Source organism: Aurantibrevibacter litoralis (assembly GCF_034651555.1).
In the GTDB taxonomy this organism is placed as follows: domain Bacteria; phylum Bacteroidota; class Bacteroidia; order Flavobacteriales; family Flavobacteriaceae; genus Aurantibrevibacter; species Aurantibrevibacter litoralis.
In genome coordinates this window covers 127,592-143,054 of sequence record NZ_JAYEEQ010000006.1, presented here as the reverse complement: position 1 = coordinate 143,054, position 15,463 = coordinate 127,592, and the positions used below count along the sequence as shown (strand labels likewise).

Annotated in this window: 11 protein-coding genes; 5 read left to right on the top strand and 6 right to left on the bottom strand. The window is 39.5% G+C overall.

The genetic code is table 11. The annotated features are described in order from the left end of the window. Positions 1-30 precede the first annotated feature (30 nt). On the bottom strand, positions 31-1,185 hold the full coding sequence (locus U1E44_RS07400) for a 5-(carboxyamino)imidazole ribonucleotide synthase (protein WP_322930428.1): 1,155 nt from the start codon (positions 1,183-1,185) through the stop codon (positions 31-33). A 131-nt stretch (positions 1,186-1,316) separates the two neighbouring features. Here U1E44_RS07400 and U1E44_RS07395 point away from each other — a divergent pair, with 131 nt between their 5' ends. From U1E44_RS07395 to U1E44_RS07385, 3 genes are all read left to right on the top strand, one after another. After that, complete coding sequence (locus tag U1E44_RS07395; protein ID WP_322930427.1) at positions 1,317-2,423, top strand: adenylate kinase; 1,107 nt, start codon at positions 1,317-1,319, stop codon at positions 2,421-2,423. Between the two features lie 136 nt (positions 2,424-2,559). Beyond that, a complete protein-coding gene (gene obgE / locus U1E44_RS07390) occupies positions 2,560-3,561 on the top strand; it encodes a GTPase ObgE (protein ID WP_322930426.1) in 1,002 nt (333 codons plus the stop codon). 173 nt (positions 3,562-3,734) lie between these two features. After that, positions 3,735-4,256: a DUF4136 domain-containing protein gene (locus tag U1E44_RS07385; RefSeq protein ID WP_322930425.1), complete on the top strand. Its 522-nt coding sequence runs from the start codon at positions 3,735-3,737 to the stop codon at positions 4,254-4,256. Between the two features lie 86 nt (positions 4,257-4,342). Here the strand turns inward: U1E44_RS07385 and U1E44_RS07380 are convergent, their stop codons facing one another. The 4 genes from U1E44_RS07380 to U1E44_RS07365 form a co-directional block, all read right to left on the bottom strand. Continuing rightward, a complete protein-coding gene (locus U1E44_RS07380; protein ID WP_322930424.1) occupies positions 4,343-4,717 on the bottom strand; it encodes a DoxX family protein in 375 nt (124 codons plus the stop codon). Positions 4,718-4,845: 128 nt separating this feature from the next. Continuing rightward, positions 4,846-10,902 (bottom strand): alpha-2-macroglobulin family protein, encoded by a 6,057-nt coding sequence (locus U1E44_RS07375; protein ID WP_322930423.1) that lies wholly within the window; start codon positions 10,900-10,902, stop codon positions 4,846-4,848. A gap of 264 nt (positions 10,903-11,166) precedes the next feature. After that, positions 11,167-11,952, bottom strand: a complete 786-nt coding sequence (locus U1E44_RS07370) for an SDR family oxidoreductase (protein ID WP_322930422.1) — start codon at positions 11,950-11,952, stop codon at positions 11,167-11,169. A gap of 200 nt (positions 11,953-12,152) precedes the next feature. After that, the gene (locus U1E44_RS07365) at positions 12,153-12,470 is read right to left on the bottom strand and encodes a cupin domain-containing protein (protein WP_322930421.1); all 318 of its coding nucleotides are present in this window, start codon (positions 12,468-12,470) and stop codon (positions 12,153-12,155) included. A gap of 108 nt (positions 12,471-12,578) precedes the next feature. Here U1E44_RS07365 and U1E44_RS07360 point away from each other — a divergent pair, with 108 nt between their 5' ends. Then, the gene (locus U1E44_RS07360; RefSeq protein WP_322930420.1) at positions 12,579-13,931 is read left to right on the top strand and encodes a UDP-N-acetylmuramate--L-alanine ligase; all 1,353 of its coding nucleotides are present in this window, start codon (positions 12,579-12,581) and stop codon (positions 13,929-13,931) included. Positions 13,932-14,250: 319 nt separating this feature from the next. Here U1E44_RS07360 and U1E44_RS07355 read toward each other — a convergent pair whose 3' ends face one another. Further along, entirely contained in the window at positions 14,251-14,694 is a 444-nt protein-coding gene (locus U1E44_RS07355) for a DUF1569 domain-containing protein (protein ID WP_322930419.1), read from the bottom strand. A gap of 62 nt (positions 14,695-14,756) precedes the next feature. Between U1E44_RS07355 and radC the strand changes: the two genes are divergently transcribed. Then, positions 14,757-15,455, top strand: coding sequence for a RadC family protein (gene radC, locus U1E44_RS07350; RefSeq protein ID WP_322930418.1), 699 nt, complete (start codon positions 14,757-14,759; stop codon positions 15,453-15,455). Positions 15,456-15,463: the final 8 nt, after the last annotated feature.

Sequence of the window (15,463 nt, the reverse complement as noted above, 5' to 3'; positions counted from 1 at the left end):
TCAACGAATTTTAACAAAATTACGAAAATCTTATCTTGAGATAACTTTTATAGTATTTTTTACTACTCCTGCAATTTTTCGTGCTTCTTCAATGTCTGGATTTACTATAGTTACATGTCCCATTTTTCGAAAAGGACGTGTTTGTCGCTTCCCATAAATGTGTGGCGTAACTCCATCTAATTTCAAAATTTCTTCCAGATTTTCATAAACCACATTTCCGCTATAACCTTCAGCTCCCACCAAATTAACCATGATACCCGCCACTTTACTTTCAGTGTTGCCCAAGGGTAAGTTTAAGATGGCTCTAATATGTTGCTCAAACTGATTGGTATAACTGGCTTCAATACTATAGTGTCCACTATTGTGAGGTCTTGGGGCGACTTCATTAACCAAAATTTCATCGTCTTGTGTTTGGAACAGTTCTACCGCTAAAATTCCGATGTGCTTTATTTTTTCAGATACCTTTAGCGCTATCTCTTGAGCTTTAGCGGCTACTTTATCATCAATTCGTGCCGGACAAATTACATACTCTACCTGATTGGCCTCAGGATGAAATTCCATTTCTACCACCGGGTAGGTTACCACCTGTCCGTTAGGGTTGCGTACCACGATCACGGCTAACTCATTTTTAAATGGTACCATTTCCTCGGCAATACATTCCCCCGAAGGTAACCCATCCAAATCCTGTAAGGACCTAACCACTTTTACCCCTTGTCCGTCATACCCAAATTGCGCCGCCTTCCAAACAAAAGGTAAATCCAGTCCGCCATTTTCAATGCTATCTTCTATTTCACTTTTGTAGGCAAAACGCGAGAAATCTGCCGTAGGAATCTCATGATCTACATAAAACAATTTCTGTTGCGCCTTATTTTGTATGGTGCGTAATGTTTTTGATGCGGGATACACCGTAATACCTTCTGTTTCTAGCTTTTCTAGGGCATCAACATTAACGTTTTCGATCTCTATGGTGAGGACGTTTACTTTTTTGCCAAAATTATAAACAGCCTCATAATCCATTAAATCACCCAAAAAAAATTCATTGCACGCAATTTTGCAGGGTGCTTCGGGTGATGCATCCATCACCAACGTATAAATGTCAAACTTTCGGGTTTCATACAACAGCATTTTTCCCAGTTGTCCACCACCAAGAATACCCAACTTAAAATCAGAAGAAAAATAGTCCATGAAATCGTTAGTAAATTATTGCTCTTTTGGGTTAACGTTCACAAAAATACGGTTAAATCTGAGAAACCCTTTGCGTTCACTAAAAAAAGAGAAATCAAAATGGTATCTTTGGCAACCCAAAATTTTTTAAGGTGATACAACTTTACGACAAATATTTTGAGCCCTATATCAGTGAAACGGAAATTTCATCGGCCATAAAAAAAATGGCAGAAGCGATCGCTGACGATTATAAAAACGAGATTCCGCTTTTTGTGGGCGTGCTCAACGGTTCATTTATGTTCGTTTCCGATTTCCTTAAGGCTTACCCCCATCCATGTGAGGTATCCTTTGTAAAATTGAGCTCGTATCATGGCCTAACTTCTACGGGAATTGTAAAAACCCTTTTAGACGTTCCTGAAAATATAGAAGGGAAAAGTGTCATTATTTTAGAGGATATTATTGATACCGGCCGCACGGTAAAGGAACTGGTTCATTTGTTCTCGCAAACGAATGTTAAAGAATTTAAAATTGCACCTTTGTTTTATAAGTCTAGTGTCTACACCGGAGAGTATCCTATAGCCTATTATGGCATGGAAATCCCCGATAAGTTCATTGTAGGCTATGGATTGGATTACAAAGAGTTAGGAAGAAATTTAAAAGAAGTGTACCAACTAAACCAAAAGAATATGATCAATCTTGTTTTGTTCGGAAAACCGGGTGCCGGAAAAGGAACGCAGGCAACTTTTTTAAAGGAAAAGTACAATTTAAAACACATTTCTACCGGCGATGTATTTCGGTATAATATTTCTAATGATACCGATTTAGGGAAACTTGCAAAATCGTATATTGACAAAGGAGATTTAGTCCCCGATGAGGTTACAATAAAAATGTTGCGAGATGAAGTAGAGAAGAATCCCGAAGCTAATGGGTTCATTTTTGATGGATTTCCAAGGACCACTGCACAGGCAGAGGCTTTGGATAACCTATTAGAGTCTAAGGATATGAAAATACATGGCACAATAGCGCTAGAAGCTGAAGATGCGGTATTAATAGCGCGACTTTTAGAACGTGGTAAGGTAAGTGGCCGTAGCGATGACGCCGATGAAGAAAAAATTAAAAATCGATTTGAGGAGTACAATCAAAAAACGGCACCTTTAGCAGCGTATTACGAAAATCAGGGGAAATTCTACAGAGTGAATGGTATTGGTGCCATCGAAGAAATAACGCAGCGCTTAGAAAAGGTAATAGGAGGATTATAAGGCTATTGGCTACACCCATAGCTGTTTCCATGGTAGTCATACAGAGGTGAAAGTAGGAGCCGTTGGGTTACCACAGTCTAGTAGGCGATCTTCAAGATTCTAATCGTTCATCGGATAAACTTAGGGATATAGACAAATGACAGAGGGCAATTTTGTAGATTATGTAAAAATAAAAATGGCATCTGGCAACGGTGGTAAAGGCTCTATGCACTTGCATCGCGAAAAATTTATTTCCAAAGGAGGTCCCGATGGTGGCGATGGAGGTCGCGGCGGCCATATTATTATTAAAGGCAACAAAAATCTGTGGACTTTATTGGGGTTTAAGTTTAAAAGGCATTTTGATGCAGGGCATGGGGAACATGGTAGTGCAAGCCGAAGTACCGGTGCCGATGGTGCCGATGTGTTTGTAGAAGTTCCCTTAGGTACTACGGTAAAAGACGCGGAGACTCAAGAAGTGCTTTTGGAAATTACGGAAGACGGACAAGAAGAAATCATTTTAAAAGGCGGCATGGGCGGTCGCGGCAATTGGCATTTTAGAACCGCTACCAATCAAACCCCACGGTATGCCCAACCCGGCATTCCGGGAGAGGAACGGGAACTTATTTTGGAGTTAAAAGTGTTGGCCGATGTAGGACTGGTAGGTTTTCCGAATGCCGGAAAATCAACCTTGCTTTCCGTGCTTACTTCGGCAAAACCCAAAATAGCCGATTATGAATTTACTACCCTAAAACCTAATTTGGGCATTGTGCAATATCGCGATTTTCAAAGTTTTGTTATGGCCGATATCCCCGGAATTATTGAGGGTGCCGCCGAAGGTAAAGGGCTGGGACATTATTTTTTACGGCATATAGAACGAAATTCGGTACTCTTATTTTTAATTCCGGCAGACAGTAAAGATATCGGTAAGGAATATGATATATTGCTGGATGAACTCCGTCGCTATAACCCGGAACTGCTAGATAAAGAAAGGCTGCTAGCTATCTCTAAAAGCGATATGCTCGATGACGAACTGCAAGCCGAAATGAAGCTGGAGTTAGATGCCAATTTAAGGGATATACCGTATTTGTTTATTTCGTCTGTAGCCCAAAAAGGACTTCAGGAATTAAAAGATATCCTTTGGCATTCTTTAAACGGTTGAACGAATATATGTTGATTTTGTTCATGAGGATTGCTTTTTTACGTAATTTAGGTAAAATTTAGTCCACGAAAACCCATGGGAGGTATAATGAAAAAGGGTCAAAACCTGACTATTCAAAAAACTTAGGGCAGGGATAAAACCAATGGATTAATGGTTTGTAAATATTTTTAAAGATGAAAAAGACATTATTGTTGTTGTTTACCTTTATAGTTTCGTCCTGTGCGGGTATAAAAGTAAATTACGACTACGACAAAAACACTAGTTTTAATAATTATACCACCTATAATTATTTTCCTAATATGGTTACCGGGCTTAGCGATTTGGATGCGAAACGCTTGTTAGATGCCGTTGATGCTAACATGGCAGCCAAAGGCATCCTCCTTGCCGAAGAACCTGATTTTTTAATAAATATCCAAAGCAGATCATACCAAGGACAACGAAATAATGCCTTGGGTGTAGGTCTTGGTGGTACCGGTAGAAGGGTAGGTGGCGGTGTTTCCATAGGCATACCTGTAGGGCAACCCAATGTGGAGTTGGAACTTCAGTTTGATTTTATTGACAGTCAAAAAAATGTACTTTTTTGGCAGGGAGTAAGTCAAAGTGGGTATAAAGATGGACTTTCGCCCATTGCAAGAGAACAGCGTCTTAGAGAGATTGCGAATAAGGTTTTTACCAAGTATCCGCCCAAAAGATAAATGAATTTACCGCAACTTCTCCCTCAGGAGCATAAAAAAACACCCAAGTTATTTTGAGTGTTTTCTTTTGTGAATATCAGCAATTATTACGCTTTCAGAATATCTTTGTACCGATCTTTATAGTGATATAACAACACGATGTTTAAAATGAGTAAGAGAGCCGCAGGTGCAATGCCTTCAGGGGCTAAAGTGGCATGAAACAACACGGCATTTACAGAAACACTAGCCAAAATTAGCAGCATTAAAGGTGCGTATTTGTTTAAAAGCAATGCCAAGCCTGCTAAAATTTCGATAATAGCCACAAGTGGCAGTACTTTCGCACTCATCAGGGCACCAAAATAGGCTCCTGCACTTTCAGACATTTCGCCCATAGGCATAAATTGTAAAAACTTGTTGGCTCCAAAGATTAATAGGAAAAGTCCAAAGACAATTCGAAGGACAAGAAAAATTTTTGCATTCATAAGGATTTATTTTTTAGGTTTTAGGACTGTTAAATTATAAAAAAAATGAATACAAAATTAAGAATTACGCAATAAGTTGGCTTTTCGTGTCAATTTTAACCTATTGAAAATCATAATTATAAAAACACTTAAGGCATTCTTGTACGTAGCCTAACCCCTTCGCTATGACTGCTAAATTCCGGGGCGTACATACTTTGAATTGTTGTAATACCCTTGCTAAAATCCCCGGCATTATTTACCCGTACATCATATTCAAAAACATACACACCCTTAGGCAGGTAATCAAAGAAAAAGTTAGTACTGGCATCTTTGGTGCTTTCATAATACCCCAAACCGTCTTGCCATTTGTAGGTGGATAGCACATTAATTGGCTCTAAGCCGGAAGCGCGCATATCTTTCATATGTACAAATTCCATGGCGCGATCTGCTCTCAATTCTATACGAATTCGTACCAAGTCGCCCACGTTGAGATGCGTTGTTGGTGTAATTTCAGATAGCTGTTCGCCCAGCTTTGTATTTTTCTTTAAAAACAGCTTCTTATTTAACTTCAAAGGAGTTTTCGCTGGAGTAATTTTGTCTAAATCCTCAAAATACTGCCAGTATAAGGCGCCCCAGGCAATTCCCTCGCCTTTTTTGCTAAGGTGTACTTCTGCCATCTTGGGTTGTATTTCAGCACTGTTCCATGCCGTTTTGTAGTAGCCTGTGCCTGCTTCTACCTTAACATTTTCCAATTTTGAGGGGTCTATTTTTTGGTCACCTACACGAACATCAACCGCCTCTGTAACCGAAAGCCAATTGTTCCCTTGGAGTAACAACGCATAAACCGCTTCAGTGGTGGCTTTAGTGGTTTTCCATTGGCTGGTCTGTTTATTTTTTAATAACCACATCTTAAGGTTATCCACGGTTTGGGTATCGTTCTGTATTTCTGAAAACGCCTCGACTAGCAACGCTTGCGTTTCAATAGGTGCTTGATACCAGTACCATGACGCCGTGTTTTCTTTCCAGTACATACCCAACTCGTCAGAGGTAATGCTGTTTTCTTTTAAAGATTGAAGAATTTTGTTGCTGTTGGTCTTGTCTTCCATTCGATGCAATACCAAGGCCAACAACCCTTTGCTGTACAGGTCTTTTTTAGTCCAATATTTTTGAGCCTGACCTTGGTAATAAGCACTAATTTGTTCTACTTTTTTTGATGAAGGAATGTCTTTGAAAAAACTCCGCATGTAGAGGTAATGGATTTGAGTTTGGCTCAAGTGGTCTTCCTGAATGTTTTTAGTTTGCTTTTTCATCCGCTCGTATTCTTCCACAAATTCGGCATCCAAATAGGTCATGGCTTTGGATATCATTAGGTTGGTTTCTTTGTCAGTTACCGATACATTCAGTTTTCTTAAATGGCCCAAACCGGAAACGATATGTTGAGTAATAAATCTGTTAGCCTGTCCCCCATGAAACCATGCCCAGGCACCGGAGGACATTTGATTGTTCTTTAGTTTGTGTAAAGCCATGGCTTGCTCATTGTTCATTTTGTTTAGGTTGAACAATAAGGCAATCCGTTTTTTCTGTTCCGTTTCTGACTGTGCATCGCGCAACCATGGGGTTTCTTGAATGAGGAGTGATTTTAATTCCTCATTTTTCTCCAGAGTACTCAACAAAGCATCACTAGTTGCCCAAAGATCAAAAACCTCTCGAATTCTAGGATTGGCATTGGCAATATGGCTTGCCAAAGAATTGGCATAGTACCGGGAAAAAATTTGCTCGTTACAGTCATAGGGGTATTCCATCAAATAGGGAAGGGCCTGTACCGCATACCAAGCCGGATTGGAAGTAATCTCTAAAGTAAGCTTGTGATTTTTTAAGGTAGTTGAGGTATTCCCTTTTAACTTGTCCAATACAAAGGTTTTTGACTCATTACTCTTAACCCACATGGGTAAGGTTTCGGTAACCAGCATTCTGTTGGTGAGGACAGGCAACACATTTTGCTCTCCATCACTAAAGTCGCCCGCTTTTGCCATCACTTTATATTGAATAGCCTGTATGCCTTCCGGAACCTTAAATCGCCAGGAAACTTGGGTATTTCCTAAGGAATCTAATGTAAAAGACTGCTCAGCCTTTTGGGAATTAGAAGAAACAAGGAGTTGAGAAGTAATGTCCAGACCAGTAAGTGCGTTCACCAATTCTATTTTTGCCGTTCCGTTTAGTTTTTTATTAGTAAGATTGGCAAGCTTGCTACTAAAGGTAATTTCATCTCCTTCCCTTAAGAATCGGGGTGCATTTGGGGTTACCATTAACTCTTTTTGCGTTACGGTTTCTAAGGTTCTAATAGTGCTCTCCAGATTTTTGGTATGTGCTAAAAGCTGTAATTTCCATTTTGTCAACGCTTCCGGGGTGGTAAAACTAAAGGAAACATTTCCCTCTTCATTGGTGCGCAATTGTGGAAAGAAAAAAGCCGTTTCCTGTAAGTTGGTACGAATTTGTACCTCGCTAAAATCGGTCTCTGTTTTGGGTTGTTCTGTTTGGGCATTTTCTATTTGTACCCCGGCGGCCTTTCCTTCAAGGGAAGATTCTATAACCACTTCTTCTAGTTCCATTCGATCTTCCATTGGAGCCCCAAGGGGACTGGGAGCTTCACTTTTTTCCATCATATTTCTTGACCGATAAAGTCGATTTCCATACGATCCAAAATACAGTCCAAACCAATCAAAAACATCATACTGCTGTGGTTTGTAACTATAGCCTTGATTCTTAGCCTCGTAATACTTAAAATACGCCAGGCCAAAACTGGTATTAGCATTACTATAGCTATTCGTATGGTAGGAAGGTTGATGTAAAGGAGAAAAACGCCAGTAATGGCTTTTAAAGGCATCCAAAGAAGCATCGTACATGCTTGCGAGTAATTCGGCAGCAACTTTATCACCTTTTGGACCTTTTATGTTGAAGGTCCAGCGCTCTTCAATTCCCGGTTGTAATTTATCCCGAAAGGTAATCGTCTCTATTTCCAAATCGGTTTTGGGATAAGGAACAGACACAGGCATGGTACCGGAAGTAAATGCATTGTAAAAAGAAAAACTGTAGTTAATGGAAAATCCCCCCAAATCCTTTTCGGTCACGGGTAGGGTTATGGTTCTGCTGTTGTTGTTTAATTGCACAATGTGCGTGTCCACAATTTTTTTGTCCTTTTCAACGGTTAGGGTAACATTCAAATTTTTGGCGCTGGAACTGATTTTTAACTGTACTTTTTCGCCTATATTATATTCGTCTTTATCCTTTTTTATATCAAACAACTGATTATCGGCTAGATGTTCGTCTTTCTCGCTATACAGCGTTGTGATGGTTTTATCGGTTACCAGATTTCCAAATTTATCTTTGGTTTCTAATTCAATTAAATATTTTCCGGAAAGCCATTTTTTGATATTGATCAAATCAACCGTAGTAGATTTTTGGGTATCGAATTCCGTTTCCCAGACTAAGGCACCTTTTTCCCAATGCAGTTCATTATCCTCGTTGGCGTAGGCATCATGCGGGAATACCGCTTTAAACTCCGTTTCTGTCCCCAGCGGATAGTCGGGTGCAGACCACAGGCGCTTACGCAGCACAAATTCCGGGCCTTGTAATTTATACATTTTAAGGCTTCCTTTTGCCGGTGCAAACTGCCCGTTGAGGTTAGTGGTGGTCATTGTAATTTTATGGCTTTTATCCTTATCTATTGTACCGGGTGCTAAAATAGAAGACGTTAGCGCATGGTAGCCCACACGAACTGTTGTGGTAGTGCTATGGGTTTCTCCGTTAATATCCGTTACATTTGCGGTAACTTCATAGGTAAACACAGGAAGGTTTTCTTTGGCACTGGAATTGTCCGGAAGCGCTTTAAAGCTAATGTTGTAATTACCCGATGCATCAGAGGTGGTTTCACCATGGGCTATTTCTTGTGGATTGCCTTGAAACGGCATTCTGCCCCAATAATACCATCTAGGAAAATAGACCACCCTTTTTACGGTATACACTACTTTTGCATCGCTAATGGCACTGCCGGCATAGGCAGTTGCTTTTCCGATTACGGTAATACTGTCATTCACCTGATAGGTTTCTTTGACCGGTTCAAAGCCTGTTTCAAATCTGGGACGTTTGTATTCTTCCACTGAAAAATAATAGTCCTCAGAAACCAGACCGGAAACCCCATAAACTTCTATATAATACTCCCCGGTTAAACCCGAGTTGGGGAGGATAAATTCTCCCTGAAAAGACCCGAAATCATTGGTTGTTACATCGATTTCAGATACTTCTTGGTCATTGGTATCATAAAGGGTTACCACAACATCTTCATTGGATGCAACTACAGATGTGTCTTTAAAATTTTCCAACAAAATCCCTTTAAAATACAAGGGTTGTCCGGGGCGATAAATACTTCTGTCGGTAAATAAAAAGCTCTTGTACGAAATCTCTTCTTTCTTGTTTTCCTTATATTTTTGGTTGATGTAGTATTCTCCAAAATGGGCAGTTTCATCTTTATATTGGGCAGTAATGCTTAGATTGGTCCAATTCTCGTTGGTTAAAGGAATGGATACCTTTCCCACTTTATCGGTTATAAAACGTTGGTTCAAAAAAGGGTTATCATAATTCTTTTGATAGGTAAATTGCAAACTTGCTCCGACTATAGGTTTCCCATTGTTTCTATTAATAAGCTGAAAACTGTAGTTGTCCCGATTTTGGGTTTGTACCAGCGCCAGATTGGTAACCTGTATGGTACTAAACGCAAAGGAAGAATCATCCTTTTCTTTAGGAGTGGCAAAAATAACATAGGTTCCATTTTCTAAATTAGGGACTATCACTTCCGTGCTATGGGTTTGGTAGTCGCCTTCATTTTTAAGACCGGTTTCCCATTGTTTTACAACTTTTAATTTCTTTATAAAAGCAAGCTGTTCCGGTTCATGATATAACTTATCTAATTTTTTTCGATTGCTCTCCGAAATTTGATAGGCTGCAAATTGTAAACTATCCCTATTTCGGTAGTTTACTAATAATCTGGACGGAGCATCAACGGGAATGTGTTTTTCCGAAGTAAGGTGTAAGCTGCGATACAAGATATTTGCCTGTAAAGCCTTCGATTTTTCAGCGGCACTGCTTTTTGGATAATTGGTAATAATTTGTTCGCACAATTCAAAGGCTTCTTTACGTTTCCATTGGTGTGTGGTATCCGTTTTAGGCTGATAGTGATCTGCCCACTGATTATAGATTTCGGCAACTTCATACAGGTATAATCCTCCTAGCGCATCTTTCTTGAACTGCTCGGCTGAATTTTGCAAGACTTGAACAAACAACTGATCCTTCTCCGGAAAAACAGCATGCTGATAGGTATATTTTAATCGGGCAATATCAACATCAACAAAGGCAGTCATCGCCGGATTTTCTTTGTGAGATGCCAATATTCGTTGATAGAGTTGTAAAGCTTTTAGCTGTTGGGAAGTGGTATCATTCGATTGAAATTTTAATTGGGTAAATTGAAAGTTCTCGCATAAATATTCCGGATTATCGATCTCAAATTTATCGGCAGGACGGGTAATGGCATTTTCGCCGGATTTGTAAAAATCTAGGGCGGTATGCGCTAAAAGATCAAATAAGGAGGGTCTTAAGATTTCCGAACCATCCTGTTGAATTAAAACATCATTGTAATTTGATATCTTTTCTTGCTGAAGTCCCTCTGGATTTTGAAGGGAATTATCAAAATGAAGTCCTATTTCATTAAATATTGTAAGCAAATCCCAAGTTCTGAAGTCGGTACTATCAACCTTGTTTTCTGTATTGGTACGGTTATAGAATTGATAGCGGTTCTGCTGAAAATACTGCCAATACAGGTTGGCTAGATAACTTTCCAGTATATTTTTAGTAGGAAAACTACTTTTGGCAATTTGATTTTTAAAATCCTTAACGATCTTCAATTGGGCATCTTCTTCCAGTATTAGGGCGTATTTGGACGTATAAAGAAGTGCTTTTACAATCTGTGCTGAGTTATTCTCCTTTTTTGCTTTTTCTCCAATAGTTTCAACAACAGTTAAAGCCGATTTGGTCAGCGCTTCATTTTCCAGTTGCTGGACTTTTTTCCAAAGTGCCTCATAGGAATCATTTGGTGATTGGGCGTTCATCATTTGAGAAAACAGAATTACAGTCAAAGCTAAATATATATGTTTCATGGTTATTTTTTTAATACTAGGGCAACCTTGATTTTTGTTTTTTAATTTATGGCTTGAAAAGATGTTCTAAGGATGAAAATTACAACACAAAGTTGCGTCAACCGGCTGCAATTAAAAAATATAAATGAGGGAACGTATCATCTAGATGTGGGATTAGACAATACTTCCCAAGCAAAGAAAGTGCCAGAAAACTTTAAGTTTTGTGTTTTGCCCTTTATTTAAATTTTCTTCCCGATAGGTACCGTAATAAGGTTAGAGAACTTTTTAAAGCGATTTCAGCAATCCACCATCAATCGGGATATTAGTGCCTGTAATGTAGGCTGCTTTTTCCGAAGCGAGAAAGGCAACCAAATACCCATATTCTTTTGGATCGCCAATGCGTTTTACAGGCACTTTAGATTCCATATCGGCACGTACTTCGTCTTCGGATATAGCCAGTTGTTTGGCTTTGGTTTGATTCAGCTGAGCAATGCGTTCTGTATCAAAGTATCCTGTTAGCACATTGTTTACGGTTATTTGGTATTGCCCAACATCAGTAGCCAGAGATTTGGCCCAGGTAACCACGGCAGCGCGGATGCTGTTCGATAAGGCCAAATAAGAAAGCGGCTCTTTTACAGAAACAGAGGCTACATTAATAATACGACCATATTTATTTTTTATCATATGTTGTAAAGCCAGTTCGGTAGTAAAAACGATGGTTTTAAATAACAGATTGAACGCTTGCTGGTAGTCCGAAACTTTTTTTTCCAGCGCACTCCCAGCTGATGGTCCTTGGGTATTATTTACCAAAATATCTACGGAGTTCTTTTCAAAGTAAGCTGCAATTATTTTTTGATACGCTTCAAAATCAGAAAAATCTACTACCAAATAATGGTGAGTTTGCCCTTGATTTGTTGGTAAATCGGCAATAAGGTTTTTTAGCTTTTCTTCATTGCGAGCCATTACCGTAACACTTGCGCCACTTTCGGCCAACTGTTGCGCAATCGCCTTGCCAATGCCGCCACTACTGCCACCTACTAATGCTTTTCTGTTGGTAAGGGATATGTTCATGGTACTACATTTATGGGATTAAAATTAAATACAAATATCAAATTCAAATTACAAACGTAAAGCTCAAATCAGGGAACGCTTAGGCACTTATATGGGGTATTGTTTAAAAATTAATTGCATATGAGCTGAAAATAGTTTTTTTGGCTATTGGCTATTGGCTATTGGCTATTGGCTTACAGCTAAAGGCTAAAGGCCAACAACTACCTATACTCTTCCCGCACCGGACTAAACACATCTATTAATTTACAAACAGTCAATGCTTTTCCGCTGTGCGGAACATTCGGGGGAATAATAACGATATCACCCGTAAGGTAGATTTTTGTTTCTCCATTTAAGGTAAACTCAAATTCTCCTTCAACCACATGCATAATTTGTTCATGAATATGAGCATGTTGTGGAACTTTAGCTCCTTTTTCTACCTCCCAAAAAGCAACTGACATTTGCGTGGCATGTACCATTTTGCCATGATACCCTGGCATAATTTCTTTAGAAGGAATAGTAGTCAGGTTGAGATTCATTTTTTTAATCATTAGTATTGATCAACGAATATAAAAAGAATAGTTCGCTTAGGAAGCAGTTTGTATTGCGTTTTGCAATGGCTATCTTTAACACCAAAATTTTAATTCATGAAGATTCATTTTATTGCCATTGGTGGCAGTGCCATGCATAATCTTGCTTTAGCATTGCATCATAAGGGATATACCATAAGCGGGAGCGACGATGTCATTTTTGAGCCTTCTAAAACCCGTTTGGCAGCAAAGGGAATGTTGCCGGAAGCCTTTGGTTGGTTTCCAGAAAAAATAACCTCAGATATAGATGTCATTATTTTGGGAATGCATGCCAAAGCCGATAATCCGGAGTTATTACGGGCGCAGGAATTAGGACTGAAAATTTATTCGTATCCGGAATTTTTATACGAGCAATCCAAGAATAAAACCAGAGTGGTAATTGGCGGCAGTCATGGGAAAACCACAATAACCGCTATGATACTGCATGTTTTAAACTTTCATGGGAAGCCTGTAGATTATATGGTAGGCGCTCAATTAGAAGGCTTCGACCGGATGGTGCATCTTACCGAAGAAAATGATTTTATGGTTCTAGAAGGTGACGAATACCTGTCATCACCCATTGACCGAAGGCCTAAATTCCATATTTATCAACCTAATATTGCCTTGCTAAGTGGCATTGCCTGGGACCACATTAATGTGTTTCCGACGTATGAAAATTATGTAGCACAATTCCAAATCTTTTTAGATAGCATTGTGAAAGGGGGAAGTATAACCTACAACGAAGAAGACCCGGAAGTGGTAAAGGTGGTAACTGCTTCCGAGAATACGATTCGAAAATTGCCGTACCATACTCCGGAATATACGGTTGAAAACGGACAAACCCTACTTGAAACCTCAGAAGGGCCAATGCCCATAGCCATTTTTGGGAAGCACAATTTAAATAATCTGGCAGGAGCCAAATGGATTTGCCAGCATATGGGGGTCGATGAAGATGCTTTTTACGAGGCTATTGCTACTTTTAAGGGAGCATCCAAACGGTTAGAGAAAATTGCGGAAAGTCAGACAAGTGTAGCCTACAAAGATTTTGCACACGCGCCAAGTAAGGTGGAAGCAACTACAAGAGCAGTTAAGGAGCAATATCCAAACAGAAAATTAGTAGCCTTTTTGGAGTTACACACCTACAGTAGTTTTAATGCGGAGTTCTTAAAGGAATACCGAGGTGCTTTGGATGCGGCGGAAGAAGCCGTCGTGTTTTACTTACCAGAATCTGTGCAAATTAAAAAATTGGAAGCGGTAACCGCAGATCAGATTAGAGCCGTTTTTCTTCGCCATGACTTAAAAATTATAACCGATGCCGGCATGTTTAAGGACTATGTTTTCGGTCAGGACTATAAGCATACGGCGGTGGTTTTTATGAGCTCAGGAACTTATGGAGGGCTCGATTTTAAGGAGGTAAAAGCATTGATTTAGCCATTACACCTACCTGTGCTTAGAATAAATCATAAACATTACAGAGTAGGGTATATTTCAATCTAAAGATTCCCCGACCCTTGGGTGGGGGTTTCCTATTTACCTCTCCTTTGGAGAGGTCGGAACTGTCTTTTTGCAGTTCCGGGTGAGGTGAAATAAAAAATTTCTTGAAACTGGCGAAATACCCCTATGGCTTGCCTCGGGGATAGTCAGTTTCAAGAAATTTTTTATTTTTAAAAAGAGTATTATTTTTTTACCTACGCCGTTTGTTTGGATTTATCTATATAAATGAACGGGACGTTTTAATTTAATACAATGATTACACCCCAAACTGCCTTAAATGGTGGTCTAAATGTTTGTATTGCATTTGCCCCCATTGTTCGTGCGTAAATACACCAAACATAGGATGCGGATGCCATTCCTTCCTATTTTTTAGGTTATGGGTTGCTTCAATCAATTGCCTCAGTTTGGCAATTTCCTCATCGAAAATTTTAGTATCTCTGGCTTTTAACTTTGGTGCAGTTGGCAGGTTTTTTCGCCAAGGCTTGTCATTGTACATGGCTTTCTTAAAGAAAATCCGGGCAATAAGACTGCCTCTTTTCTTTGGTTGCTTATTTTCTATGGCCAATTTTAGGGGGAGTTGGCAATGCCACAGCATTTGGCCAACAGTCATCTTACCCCATTTTCGTTCCGACGTTGCGCTCAAGGCATTTAGCCTGTTAGTAATGTCCCTAAAGCCTTCCTCGATAAATAAAGAGTTCATTTTTTTGATTTTATTTCGATACCTAATTTACAACAAAAAACTTAGTTTACTATCTTTAGGCCATGCAGGAAAAACCAACATCCTTTTCTATAAAACAGTGGTCCGATGATGATAAGCCTCGGGAAAAACTGGTACAAAAGGGAAAGTCTTTCCTCTCCGATGCAGAATTGATTGCCATTTTAATAGGTTCCGGTAGTAGAAATGAAAGTGCAGTAGCCCTTTCTAAACGTATTTTGGCATCAGTAAACAATAACCTCAATGAATTGGGTAAACTCTCCATCAAGCAACTACAGCAATTTAAAGGGATAGGGGAGGCCAAGGCGGTGAGTATTGCAGCAGCATTGGAAATTGGCCGACGTAGAAGGGGAGAGGAAGCAGAAAAAATCGTTAAAATTACCAGTAGTCAAAGTGTATATGACTTGTTGAATCCTATTATGGGAGAGCTTCCTCACGAGGAATTTTGGATTATCTACCTCAATAATTCTAATAAAATTTTGCACACTGCACAGCTAAGTAAAGGCGGAATAACTGGTACTTTGGTAGATGTGCGTTTGGTGATGAAGCAGACGCTGGAATTGAGTGCAGTAGCTCTTATTCTGGCGCACAATCATCCGTCTGGCACCTTAAAACCAAGTGAAGCAGATAAGCAGCTTACCCAAAAACTAAAGCGGGCTGCCGCTGCGCTAGATATTGCCATTTTAGATCATCTTATTATCACCCAAAACGCCTACTTTAGCTTTGCCGATGAACAACTGCTCTAGTTTAAGTG

What these genes read in the sequence shown, in the direction of transcription:
- U1E44_RS07375 (WP_322930423.1), bottom strand. Translation starts at nt 10,902, where the DNA reads ATGAAACATATATATTTAGCTTTGACTGTAATTCTGTTTTCTCAAATG.
- radC (WP_322930418.1), top strand. Translation starts at nt 14,757, where the DNA reads ATGCAGGAAAAACCAACATCCTTTTCTATAAAACAGTGGTCCGATGAT.
- U1E44_RS07355 (WP_322930419.1), bottom strand. Translation starts at nt 14,694, where the DNA reads ATGAACTCTTTATTTATCGAGGAAGGCTTTAGGGACATTACTAACAGG.
- U1E44_RS07400 (WP_322930428.1), bottom strand. Translation starts at nt 1,185, where the DNA reads ATGGACTATTTTTCTTCTGATTTTAAGTTGGGTATTCTTGGTGGTGGA.
- U1E44_RS07385 (WP_322930425.1), top strand. Translation starts at nt 3,735, where the DNA reads ATGAAAAAGACATTATTGTTGTTGTTTACCTTTATAGTTTCGTCCTGT.
- U1E44_RS07380 (WP_322930424.1), bottom strand. Translation starts at nt 4,717, where the DNA reads ATGAATGCAAAAATTTTTCTTGTCCTTCGAATTGTCTTTGGACTTTTC.
- U1E44_RS07370 (WP_322930422.1), bottom strand. Translation starts at nt 11,952, where the DNA reads ATGAACATATCCCTTACCAACAGAAAAGCATTAGTAGGTGGCAGTAGT.
- obgE (WP_322930426.1), top strand. Translation starts at nt 2,560, where the DNA reads ATGACAGAGGGCAATTTTGTAGATTATGTAAAAATAAAAATGGCATCT.
- U1E44_RS07365 (WP_322930421.1), bottom strand. Translation starts at nt 12,470, where the DNA reads ATGAATCTCAACCTGACTACTATTCCTTCTAAAGAAATTATGCCAGGG.
- U1E44_RS07360 (WP_322930420.1), top strand. Translation starts at nt 12,579, where the DNA reads ATGAAGATTCATTTTATTGCCATTGGTGGCAGTGCCATGCATAATCTT.